Genomic DNA, 11,404 nt, shown 5'->3' on the forward strand with positions numbered 1-11,404 from the left:
CAGTAGTGTGGTTTCCTTAATGAAAGTGTTGAAAGGCCAGGACATCCTGGCGCTTGGTTTCATGACATTTGCCCTGTTCGTCGGGGCCGGCAACATCATCTTCCCGCCTATCGTCGGTTTGCAGTCCGGGCCTCATGTCTGGATGGCGGCGCTGGGCTTCTTGATCACAGCGGTAGGGTTGCCGGTGATCACGGTCGTCGCACTGGCCAAGGTCGGTGGTGCGATGGACGCCTTGAGCAGCCCGATCGGCAAGATTGCCGGTGGCTTGCTGGCCGCCGTGTGCTACCTGGCGGTCGGCCCGCTGTTCGCCACGCCTCGAACCGCCACCGTATCGTTCGAAGTCGGCCTGGCGCCATTGACCGGCGAAAGCCCGCTGGCGCTGTTCCTCTACAGCGCGGTGTACTTCCTCCTGGTGTTCTTCATCTCGCTCTACCCGGGCCGCTTGCTGGATACCGTCGGACGTTTTCTCGCGCCGCTGAAAATCATCGCCCTGGCCGTGCTCGGTATTGCCGCTTTTGCCTTGCCAGCCGGCGATATCGGCGTGGCGACTCCCGAATACGTGGCGGCACCGTTCTCCCAAGGCTTCATCAATGGCTACCTGACTATGGATACCCTGGGCGCCTTGGTCTTCGGCATCGTCATCGTCAACGCCATCCGCTCCCGGGGCGTCGAGTCGCCGGCCTTGATCACCCGTTACGCGATCATCGCCGGGCTGATCGCCGGGGTAGGGCTGGCCCTGGTCTACGTCAGCCTGTTCCGCCTGGGCTCCGGCAGTCATGAAGTGGCTGTGGGCGCGACCAACGGCGCCGCCGTGCTGCATGCCTACGTGCAGCACACGTTCGGCAGCCTGGGCAGCGGTTTCCTTGCGGTACTGATCTCCCTCGCATGCCTGGTCACGGCGGTCGGCCTGACCTGCGCCTGCGCGGAATACTTCAGCCGCGTCCTGCCGCTGTCCTACAAGACCCTGGTGGTGATCCTGGCGGCGTTCTCGCTGTTGGTATCCAACCTGGGCCTGACCAAGCTGATCGCGTTCTCGATTCCGGTCCTCACCGCGATCTACCCGCCATGTATCGCCCTGGTGGCCCTGAGCTTCTGCAAGGATTTCTGGCACGAGCAAGGGCGCATCGTCGGCCCGGTGATGCTGGTGTCGTTCCTGTTTGGCCTGATCGATGCGCTCAAGGGCGCGGGCCTGGCGGACTGGATGCCAGCGCAACTCGCTCACCTGCCGCTCAGCGAGCAAGGCCTGGCGTGGCTGGTGCCTTCGGTCATGACCCTGGCGGTCGCGGTGGTGTGTGACCGCCTGCTGGGCAAGCGCAGCGAGGCCTTGGCATAAGCCGCTCGCCGTCAGTTCGCCGACGAAACGAAATGCCCCGTGTCGATCGATACGGGGCATTTTTTTTTGAGTGCGGTGTCTTTTTTCGTGGGCTAACGTCGAAGCAGTGTCCTGAAAGCCTGCATGGAACCCTGTGGGAGCGAGCTTGCTCGCGATAGCGGTCTATCAGCCACCTCATCTCTGACTGATCCGACGCCATCGCGAGCAAGCTCGCTCCCACAGGTCCGCAAGGCAGTCTGGCTTTAGACGTCATGTTTTTAGACACACAGGAAATCGAATGTCATTCATCCAAGCCAACCTGATCCATCTCCTGGCCGCGATCTGGTTCATCATCTGCTGGGCCGGCTACACCCGTTACGCCTCATGGAAAGCCCGCGACACGGCCTGCCTGGCCAGTGTCATGCACCTGTACCGCGAAGACTGGATGCGCCGCATGCTGCTGCGCGACAACCGCATCGCCGATGCCAGCGTGATCGGCAACCTGGAGCGCAACGCATCGTTTTTTGCCTCCAGTACGTTGATTATCCTGGCGGGCATCCTGACGGTACTCGGGGCGTCCGACCGGGCGGTGTCGTTGCTGGCGGACCTGCCACTGGTGCAGCAGGCCTCCCAAGGCATGGCGGAACTGAAGCTTCTTTGCCTAGCGCTGGTGTTCGTCTACGCGTTCTTCACGTTCAGTTGGTGCATGCGCCAATACAACTTCGCGGCGGTCCTGGTGGGGTCGGCGCCGATGATCGGTGAGCGGCATGTGTCCGAGCAGGAGCGCAAGGCTTTTGCTTCAAGAGCCGCGCGGGTTATTTCAATGGCGGCCAACCAGTTCAACTTCGGCCTGCGTTCGTATTATTTCGGCATGACCATGTTGGCCTGGTTCGTCAGCCCCTGGTTATTCATGTTGATGAGTGCCGGCGTGGTCTTCGTGTTGTATCAGCGCGAGTTTCATTCGGATGTACTGGATGTGATGGTCTATACGCCTACCGAAGCGCCAGCGCCCGAGGCGGGCAAGGAAGCGGCCTGACGGCGCAGCAACTTTCCTGGATGCCAGATACAAGAAAACCCGCACCAGGCGGGTTTTCTTTTGCTGCCAAAACCGTATCAGTTGGTTTTAGGCGCGGTGGCAGGTGCTTGTTCCTGCTGGGCGGCGCTGTTCGATTCAGACTGAGCTTTGGCAGCTTCGGCGTTTTCTTTCGCCGCGTCGTTCACTTTATCCTGTGCTTTGTTCATGTCTTGCTGAGCTTGTTCAGCGTGTTGGTTGGCATCTTGAGCTTTGTCCTCGGATTTTTTATCGCAGGCGGCGAGACCGAGGGAGGCGGCCAACATCAAGGCAATAGCAAAAGTCTTACGCATGGGGTGTTTCTCCTTATGGATATAACTACTGGCCGTTTGAGCCGCGCCCCCGGGGTTAAGTTCCTCCTGATCCCATAGATATATAACTTGCCGGCGGATGGAACTTTATCGCGTACCTTGAGGGGAGTATTGGACCGATGGCTGAAGATTCCGTTTTTGACCGCGCGACACGCTTTTTATCTGCGCTCAGGCACTGTCAGGTGTTGGGCTTGAAACTCCACAGCGCCAGTCGCGATGGATTAACCGTCGTGTTGCCTTACAGCCCGCAGATCGTTGGCAATCCCTTGACGGGCATTGTCCATGGCGGGGCGTTGACCACCTTGATGGACACCGCTTGCGGCATGTCGACGTTGTGCGTGTTACCGCAGTTTGAAGTCTGTCCGACCCTGGACCTGCGTATCGACTACATGCACGCCGCCATGCCCGACAAAGCTATCTATGGCTTTGCCCAGTGCTATCGGATCACGCCGGACGTGATCTTCAGCCGTGGGTTTGCCTATCAGGACGATCCGGAGCACCCCATTGCCCATGTGGTCGGCACCTTCATGCGCCTGGGTGACAGCGCCCGCGGAATGAAAAAGGGCGGCCTGGCGGCTGCGGCGCAAAAACCATGACCGACATCACTGAGGCGCAACTGCGCCAGGCGTGTGAGCAGGGCGACGTCGGGCGACTGCTGTCCTTGATTCCCTATGCGCAACTCATCGGCGTCGAATGCACGCGCCAGGGCGATGAATGGCTGTTTTGCCTGCCAGCCAATAAGGACAACATTGGTAACCCTTTACTGCCTGCTATCCATGGTGGGGTCATCGCCGGATTCATGGAGCTATCGGCCGCCGTTCATCTGCTGATCGCCACACATGCGGCCAGTGTACCCAAGATCATCGATTTTTCCCTGGATTACCTGCGAGCCGGGCAGTTTCGCGATACTTATGCGAGGTGCCAGGTCTGGCGCCAGGGGCGGCGTGTGGCCAACGTCGCGATCACTGCCTGGCAGGAAGCTGAAGCCGAACCCATCGCCACTGCCCGGGCCCATTTCAAGATCCCGGCGCCCTCCAAGCCGGCCGGCTCTTGAAATCACCCGAGTTGCCCCCACCTTGAGGACATCCCGCCGCCAATCTCTGCGAGGCGGACACCACCATCCACTTGGAGTTTGATGACCATGAGCGTGGAAACTCAAAAGGAAACCCTGGGCTTCCAGACCGAGGTGAAGCAACTGCTGCACCTGATGATTCACTCGCTGTATTCGAATAAGGAAATTTTCCTCCGCGAGCTGATTTCGAACGCCTCCGACGCTGTCGACAAATTACGTTTCGAAGCGCTGTCCAAGCCAGAACTGCTGGAAGGCGGCGCCGAGCTGAAAATCCGTGTGAGCTTCGACAAGGACGCGAAAACCGTCACCCTCGAAGACAACGGTATCGGCATGAGCCGCGACGAGGTGATCACGCACCTGGGCACCATCGCCAAGTCCGGCACCGCCGATTTCATGAAGAACCTGTCCGGCGACCAGAAGAAGGATTCGCACCTGATCGGCCAGTTCGGCGTCGGTTTCTATTCCGCGTTCATCGTCGCTGACCACGTCGAAGTGTTCAGCCGCCGTGCCGGCCTCGCTGCGAGCGAAGGCGTGCACTGGTCGTCCAAGGGCGAGGGCGAGTTTGAAGTCGCGACCCTCGACAAGGCTGATCGCGGCACCCGCATCGTCCTGCACCTCAAGTCTGGCGAAGAAGAGTTCGCCGATGGCTGGCGCCTGCGCAACATCATCAAGAAGTACTCAGACCACATCGCGCTGCCAATCGAGCTGCCGAAGGAAGTCACCGCGGCCGAAGGCGAAGAAAAGCCTGAAGTGGAATGGGAAACCGTCAACCGCGCCAGTGCCCTCTGGACCCGTCCTCGCACCGAGATCAAGGACGAGGAATACCAGGAGTTCTACAAGCACATCGGTCATGACTACGAGAATCCGCTGAGCTGGAGCCATAACAAGGTCGAAGGCAAGCTGGAATACAGCTCGCTGCTGTACGTGCCGGCCCGTGCGCCGTTCGATCTGTACCAGCGCGAAGCGCCACGCGGCCTGAAGCTGTACGTGCAGCGTGTGTTCGTGATGGACCAGGCCGAATCGTTCCTGCCGCTGTACCTGCGCTTCATCAAGGGTGTGGTGGACTCCAACGACCTGTCGCTGAACGTTTCGCGGGAAATCCTGCAGAAAGATCCGATCATCGATTCCATGAAGTCGGCACTGACCAAGCGCGTGCTGGACATGTTGGAAAAATTGGCGAAGAACGAGCCTGAGCAGTACAAGGGCTTCTGGAAGAACTTCGGCCAGGTGATGAAGGAAGGTCCGGCCGAAGACTTCGCCAACAAGGAGAAGATCGCTGGCCTGCTGCGCTTTGCCTCGACCCAGGGCGACGACGGCGAGCAGATCGTTGGCCTGGCCGATTACCTGGCCCGCGCCAAGGAAGGCCAGGACAAGATCTATTACCTGACCGGCGAGACTTATGCACAGGTCAAGAACAGCCCGCACCTGGAAGTCTTCCGCAAGAAAGGCATCGAAGTGCTGCTGCTCACCGATCGCATCGACGAGTGGCTGATGAGCTACCTCAACGAATTCGACGGCAAGAGCTTTGTCGACGTGGCTCGTGGCGACTTGGACCTTGGCAACCTGGATTCGGAAGAAGACAAGAAGGCCGCCGAGGAAGTGGCCAAGAGCAAGGAAGGCCTGGTGGAGCGGATCAAGACTGCGTTGGGCGATGCCGTCAGCGAAGTACGCGTTTCCCACCGCCTGACCGATTCCCCGGCGATCCTGGCCATCGGCGAGCAGGACCTGGGTCTGCAAATGCGCCAGATCCTCGAAGCCAGCGGCCAGAAAGTCCCGGATTCCAAGCCGATCTTCGAATTCAACCCGGCTCACCCGCTGGTGGAGAAGCTCGACAACGAGCAGAGCGAAGAGCGTTTTGGCGACCTGTCGCACATCCTCTTCGACCAGGCGGCCCTGGCGGCCGGCGACAGCCTGAAAGACCCGGCGGCCTATGTCCGTCGCCTGAACAAGCTGTTGGTTGAATTGTCAGCTTAATCACGTTGTAGGAAAAACCCGCTTCGGCGGGTTTTTTCATTTCCATTGTTCCGCCAGGGGGAAGTCAACTATGAGTCAGATTACGGTTCGTTCGGTGGTGTATCAGCTCGATGGCCAAAGCTATGAAAGCCGCCTGGCCTTCGATACCCACCAGCAGGGGCCGCGCCCGGGTTTGCTGATGGCACCGAATTGGATGGGCGTAGGGGCAGGAGCCGAGGAAATCGCCCGGTCAGTGGCGGCGAACGGTTACGTGGTGCTGATTGCCGATCTGTATGGGCAAACCGTGCGCCCGTCCAATGCCGACGAGGCCGGTGCGGCGATGATGCCGCTCAAGAATGACCGAGCGTTGTTGCGCAAGCGCATGCAGGCCGCGTTCGAACAATTGCAAAGCCAGGGCGAAGCGCAGGTCGACGTTTCGAAACTGGCCACGTTTGGCTTTTGCTTTGGCGGTTGCTGTTCCCTGGAACTGGCTCGCACCGGGGCGCCGCTCAAGGCCGCGATTTCGTTCCACGGCACCCTGGATACGCCCAACCCGGCCGATGCGCAGAACATCCAGGGCGCCGTCCTGGTCATGCACGGCGCCTCCGACCCATTGGTGCCGAAAGAACAACTGCCGGCCTTCGAAGATGAGATGAACGCGGCCGGGGTGGATTGGCAACTGCTGAGCTACGGCGGCGCGGTACATTCGTTCACCGACCCGCAGGCCAATGTGCCGGGCAAGATGATGTACAACGCCAAGGTCGCCGGGCGGGCGTTCCGCTCGATGCACAACTTGCTCGATGAAGTGTTCAAGGGCTGATGGTCTGACATAGCCCCGTGGCGAGGGAGCTTGCTCCCGCTGGGCTGCGCAGCGGCCCCGCTTTTTTCTGCGGTTGCTGCGCAACCGAGCGGGAGCAAGCTCCCTCGCCACGGGATGTGTATAACTCTAGGGCAGTTCGATCCGTTCGCTTTCCCCAGGTACGCTCGGCCAGTCCCCGGCCGCCCAGCGCCGGCGGGCTTCGTCTATCCGGGCCGGGTCGCTCGAGACGAAGTTCCAGTTCATCCGCCGAGGTCCGTCCAGGGGGGCGCCGCCGAACAGCATGGCATGGCAATCGCTGTCGGCCGACAGCGTCATCTCTTCTCCGGCTGGCAATATGACCAGCGCATGAGGCTCCAGCGGCTCACCGTCCAATTGTGCTTCACCCTCCAGGACATACAGTGCGCGCTCTTCATGCTCAGTGGGGATCAACAAGGTCGTCGCGGTCTGCAGGTGCAGTTCGGCATACAACGTAGGCGACAGCACCGGCACCGGCGATTCTAGGCAAAAGCCTGACCCGGCGATCATGCGGATGCTGACGCCCAGGTTCTCGCTGACCGGTAGACTTTTCGCGGGATGATGACTGTAGTGCCCAGGTCCTTCTTCGTGCGATAGGGGTGAGGCCAGCCAGACTTGCAGCCCATGCATGACAAAACCTCGTTCCACCAATGCCTGTGGAGTGCGCTCGACATGGGCAATGGCGCTGCCGGCGGTCATCCAACTGACGTCCCCGGCGTTGACCACCTGATCGGAACCGAGGCTGTCCTTGTGCTGGATCTGGCCCTCGAACAGGTAGGTGAGGGTGGACAGGCCGATATGTGGGTGCTGGCGGATGTTCATGCCTTTACCCGCCGGGTAGGACGTTTGCAGCATATGGTCGAAAAACACGAAAGGTCCGACGCTGCGGCATTTGGCGGACGGCAACGGCCGAAGAATCGGCTGGCCTTCCACGTCTTCTGCACGGGGGCGAACGATCAGGGGAGCGGTCATGGTGTCTTCCAGGTTGAACGACGAATCGGCAAAGCATAACCCGAGGTTGCAACGGACGGCAGCGACGGCTTGAACCCAGGCGGGACGGCGGGGGTCTATGCTGCTCATGGCTTCTGGAGAGTGCCCGTGTCGTCGATCCGTCTGATGTTCGCTTGTCTGCTGGCCGTTGCGAGCAGCGCCGCCGTGGCCCGCGAATATGCCTACAGTGATGCACACCTGCATTACGTCGATTTCTTCCAGGAAACCGCCGGCATGCCCAAGCTGCTCAAGGCGATGGCGGAAAATCGCATCGAGCACGTCATGATTTCCGGCGTGCCCGTGGCGAAGAAATGGCACGAAGACGAACCCAAGCGCCCGCGTTATTACGCCGGTGACGATGCGGACGCCTACTGGTACAGCGCCACCGATGTGATTGTCGCTGCGGCGGTCTCCAAGCTCCCCGCCGAACAACGCCAGCACTTCCATCCGTTCCTGTCAGGCTTCAACCCCAACGACAAGAACTCCGACGCCCATATCCAGCGCATGCTCGATCTCTATCCGGGGCTGTGGCAAGGCATTGGCGAAGTATTCACGCGCCACGACGACCTGACGGCGCTGACCTCGGGCGACACGCCCCGCGCCAACAACGAGGCCATGACGCGGATCTATCACCTGGCGGCAGAGAACGACCTGCCGGTGATGCTGCATTCCAACATCACTTCCAAGCGTGAGAAAAATCCGCTGTACCTGGCGGAAATCGAAGAGCCGTTGCGTAATCATCCACACACACGGTTCATCTGGGCTCATGCTGGCACGAGCATGGAGATTCACCGGCATCAGACCCAACTGACCTTCCTCCTGCCAACCCTGACGCGGATGCTCGAGTCTTATCCCAATCTTTTCATCGACCTGTCCTGGAGCCTGCTCACGCCGTATTTGCTGGATGAGGCGGGCAAGCCCCGGGATGAATGGTTGAAGCTGGTAGAGCGCTTCCCGGAGCGCTTCATGGTGGGGTCGGACGTAGTAGGGCGATTCAACAAGTTGGGTAAGGAATTGCACAGCTTCGATCCGTTCCTCGATGCCTTGCCCGAGGATGTAGCGAGGAAGGTGGCGCGGGATAACTTTTTGGCGATATTGCCTCGCTCAGTGGCAATGGAATAGCCATTCTGTGTGGCGAGGGGATTTATCCCCGCTGGACTGCGCAGCAGGCCCAAAACTGACGAGCATGTTCGGTCTGACACACCGAAGTGACAGGTTTTAGGGGCCGCTTCGCGACCCAGCGGGGATAAATCCCCTCGCCACAAGAGCATCAGGGTGCATTGGCTTTGTCATCAGCCTGTCACCCCCGCGTCATACCCTCGCGCTCATCTCAATCAAGGAGCGCACCATGCACCTCACCCGTTCAAGCGCACTGCTCGCGTTGTTGTTGACCTGCGGCCTGGCCCAGGCGGAAGTCCGTGTCGAAGGCCCGGTGGAATATGGGGTCTTCGAAGGGCCGAAGGCCGAGTTGCAGTCGGGCGAGCGGGTCCTGCGTCGCAGCAATGAGCAGATCCGCCAGACCGAAAGTGTTCCGGCCAAGCTGGGCACAAAGTTCGGCATGCGCTACCAGTTGGCGGGCAAGATCGAGAATGACCAGCCGCTGACCTTGCTGTATTTCACGCCGGGCATCCGTACGCCCGATGGCGTGCGCCACGACAAGTTCGAAGTCATCCAGAAACTGGTGCCCGGCGCGCCGCAGGACGTCATGGCCTACGAATTCACCGAAAGCCACGAAGTGGTACCGGGGGAGTGGCGGTTCATGGTGTTCCAGGGTGATCGGCTGCTGACGCAGCAGCGGTTTGTCGTGCGCTAAGTTGAAATTAACTGTGGGAGCGAGCTTGCTCGCGATGGCGTCGGATCAGTCAGTATCAAGGTTGGCTGATCCACCGCTATCGCGAGCAAGCTCGCTCCCACAAAGATTTCCATCGCTTTTGAACGGACAAAAAAACGCCCCGAACCAGTCGGGGCGTTTTTGTTGGCTCCTGTAGGCGCTGGCGAAGCCTGCGATCTTTTCGCATTAAAAGATCGCAGCCTGCGGCAGTTCCTACGCGCCCTGCCAGCGCTTCATCACCAGGGTGGCGTTGGTGCCACCGAAGCCGAAGCTGTTGCTCATCACGGTGTTGATGGTGGCATTTTCGCGAGTCTTGGTCAGGATTGGCAGGTCGGCCACTTCCGGGTCCAGTTCGTCGATGTTGGCCGAACCGGCCATGAAGTTGCCTTCCATCATCAGCATGCAATAGATCGCTTCGTGGACGCCGGCGGCGCCCAGGGAGTGACCCGAGAGGCTCTTGGTGGAGCTGATGGCCGGGGCCTTGTCGCCGAACACTTCACGCACACCTTTCATCTCCGCGACGTCGCCGACCGGGGTCGAGGTGCCGTGGGTGTTCAGGTAGTCGATCGGTGTGTCGACAGTGGACATGGCCATCTGCATGCAGCGCACGGCACCTTCACCGCTCGGCGCGACCATGTCGTAGCCGTCGGAAGTGGCGCCGTAGCCGACGATTTCCGCGTAGATCTTCGCGCCACGGGCGAGGGCGTGTTCCAGCTCCTCGACCACGACCATGCCACCACCGCCGGCGATGACGAAACCGTCACGGTCGGCGTCGTAGGCGCGTGAAGCGGTTTGCGGTGTGTCGTTGCGTTTGCTGGACAGGGCGCCCATCGCATCGAACAGGAACGACTGGCTCCAATGTTCTTCTTCACCGCCGCCGGCGAACACGATGTCTTGCTTGCCCATCTGGATCTGCTCGACCGCGGTGCCAATGCAGTGGGCACTGGTGGCGCAAGCGGAGGAGATCGAGTAGTTCAGGCCCTTGATCTTGAAAGGGGTGGCCAGGCAAGCCGAAACGGTGCTGCCCATGGTCCGCGTGACGCGGTACGGGCCGACGCGCTTGACGCCTTTCTCGCGCAGGATGTCCAGCGCTTCCATCTGGTTCAAGGTCGACGCGCCGCCGGAACCGGCGATCAGGCCGGTGCGCACGTTGGACACCTGCTCGTCGGTCAGGCCGGAGTCAGCAATGGCGTCTTTCATGGCCAGGTAGGCATAAGCCGCCGCGTGGCCGACGAAACGGTAGATCTTGCGATCGATCAGCTCTTCGAGGTTCAGGTCAATGGAGCCGGAAACCTGGCTACGCAGACCCATTTCGGCATATTCCGGGTTGTACCGGATGCCAGGGCGACTTGCACGCAGGTTAGCGGAGACGGTCTCTTTGTCATTGCCCAGGCACGAAACGATGCCCAGACCAGTGATAACGACGCGGCGCATGCGGATAACCCTTAGAAGTTGTCAGTGGAGGTGAAAACGCCGACCCGAAGGCCTTCGGCGGTGTAGATCTCGCGACCATCCACGGCAACCGAACCATCGGCAATGGCCATGTTCAGCTTGCCCTTGAGGACGCGTTTGATATGAATGTTATAGGTGATCTTCTTCGCAGTCGGCAGTACCTGACCGAAGAACTTCACTTCGCCCGAACCCAGGGCGCGACCGCGGCCTGGCAGGCCCTGCCAGCCGAGGAAAAAGCCGACCAGTTGCCACATGGCGTCGAGGCCCAGGCAGCCGGGCATCACCGGGTCACCTTCGAAGTGACAGGCGAAGAACCACAGGTCCGGAGTGATATCCAGCTCGGCGACCAATTCACCTTTGCCGTACTTGCCACCCTCATCGCTGATATGGGTGATGCGATCCACCATCAGCATGTTCGGGGCGGGCAGTTGCGCGTTACCTGGGCCGAACAGCTCACCGCGACTGCAGCGCAGCAGATCTTCCCGAGTAAAGGCGTTTTGTTTGGTCATGCGAGCTCCTCAATAGTCCCATGCGGCAGGGTGGGGCAAATCTTCCCGGCCGATCGAAGCGTTCATG

At 60.3% G+C, this 11,404-nt stretch carries 12 protein-coding genes; 8 read left to right on the plus strand and 4 right to left on the minus strand.

Translation table 11 applies throughout. The features are described 5' to 3' along the window. Positions 1-19: 19 nt before the first annotated feature. Both brnQ and KSS97_RS08645 read left to right on the plus strand, forming a co-directional pair. Entirely contained in the window at positions 20-1,333 is a 1,314-nt protein-coding gene (gene brnQ, locus KSS97_RS08640; RefSeq protein ID WP_030138333.1) for a branched-chain amino acid transport system II carrier protein, read from the plus strand. Positions 1,334-1,610: 277 nt separating this feature from the next. Continuing rightward, entirely contained in the window at positions 1,611-2,348 is a 738-nt protein-coding gene (locus KSS97_RS08645) for a DUF599 domain-containing protein (RefSeq protein ID WP_030138334.1), read from the plus strand. A gap of 77 nt (positions 2,349-2,425) precedes the next feature. Here KSS97_RS08645 and KSS97_RS08650 read toward each other — a convergent pair whose 3' ends face one another. Beyond that, the gene (locus KSS97_RS08650) at positions 2,426-2,677 is read right to left on the minus strand and encodes a hypothetical protein (RefSeq protein ID WP_030138335.1); all 252 of its coding nucleotides are present in this window, start codon (positions 2,675-2,677) and stop codon (positions 2,426-2,428) included. 137 nt (positions 2,678-2,814) lie between these two features. On the opposite strand from KSS97_RS08650, the gene KSS97_RS08655 reads away from it, so the two are divergent. From KSS97_RS08655 to KSS97_RS08670, 4 genes are all read left to right on the plus strand, one after another. Beyond that, positions 2,815-3,291 (plus strand): PaaI family thioesterase, encoded by a 477-nt coding sequence (locus tag KSS97_RS08655; RefSeq protein WP_030138336.1) that lies wholly within the window; start codon positions 2,815-2,817, stop codon positions 3,289-3,291. Continuing rightward, positions 3,288-3,749: a PaaI family thioesterase gene (locus KSS97_RS08660; RefSeq protein ID WP_030138337.1), complete on the plus strand. Its 462-nt coding sequence runs from the start codon at positions 3,288-3,290 to the stop codon at positions 3,747-3,749. Before KSS97_RS08655 ends, KSS97_RS08660 begins: the two co-directional genes overlap by 4 nt. An 87-nt stretch (positions 3,750-3,836) precedes the next feature. Then, positions 3,837-5,741 carry a molecular chaperone HtpG gene (gene htpG, locus KSS97_RS08665; RefSeq protein WP_030138338.1) on the plus strand — a complete coding sequence of 635 codons (1,905 nt, stop codon included), beginning with the start codon at positions 3,837-3,839 and terminating at the stop codon, positions 5,739-5,741. Positions 5,742-5,811: 70 nt separating this feature from the next. Further along, positions 5,812-6,540, plus strand: a complete 729-nt coding sequence (locus KSS97_RS08670; protein WP_198798350.1) for a dienelactone hydrolase family protein — start codon at positions 5,812-5,814, stop codon at positions 6,538-6,540. A gap of 126 nt (positions 6,541-6,666) precedes the next feature. Here the strand turns inward: KSS97_RS08670 and KSS97_RS08675 are convergent, their stop codons facing one another. After that, positions 6,667-7,527, minus strand: coding sequence for a pirin family protein (locus KSS97_RS08675; RefSeq protein ID WP_217861463.1), 861 nt, complete (start codon positions 7,525-7,527; stop codon positions 6,667-6,669). Between the two features lie 144 nt (positions 7,528-7,671). On the opposite strand from KSS97_RS08675, the gene KSS97_RS08680 reads away from it, so the two are divergent. Together KSS97_RS08680 and KSS97_RS08685 are read left to right on the plus strand one after the other, a co-directional pair. Beyond that, positions 7,672-8,667, plus strand: a complete 996-nt coding sequence (locus KSS97_RS08680; RefSeq protein ID WP_217861975.1) for an amidohydrolase family protein — start codon at positions 7,672-7,674, stop codon at positions 8,665-8,667. A gap of 226 nt (positions 8,668-8,893) precedes the next feature. Further along, positions 8,894-9,358, plus strand: coding sequence for a DUF3859 domain-containing protein (locus tag KSS97_RS08685; protein ID WP_030138342.1), 465 nt, complete (start codon positions 8,894-8,896; stop codon positions 9,356-9,358). Positions 9,359-9,589: 231 nt separating this feature from the next. Here KSS97_RS08685 and fabB read toward each other — a convergent pair whose 3' ends face one another. After that, positions 9,590-10,810: a beta-ketoacyl-ACP synthase I gene (gene fabB, locus KSS97_RS08690; protein WP_030138343.1), complete on the minus strand. Its 1,221-nt coding sequence runs from the start codon at positions 10,808-10,810 to the stop codon at positions 9,590-9,592. Positions 10,811-10,821: 11 nt separating this feature from the next. Then, positions 10,822-11,337, minus strand: coding sequence for a 3-hydroxyacyl-[acyl-carrier-protein] dehydratase FabA (gene fabA / locus KSS97_RS08695; RefSeq protein WP_030138344.1), 516 nt, complete (start codon positions 11,335-11,337; stop codon positions 10,822-10,824). Positions 11,338-11,404 lie beyond the last annotated feature (67 nt).

It is taken from the genome of Pseudomonas alvandae, from assembly GCF_019141525.1.
In the GTDB taxonomy this organism is placed as follows: Bacteria; Pseudomonadota; Gammaproteobacteria; order Pseudomonadales; family Pseudomonadaceae; genus Aquipseudomonas; species Aquipseudomonas alvandae.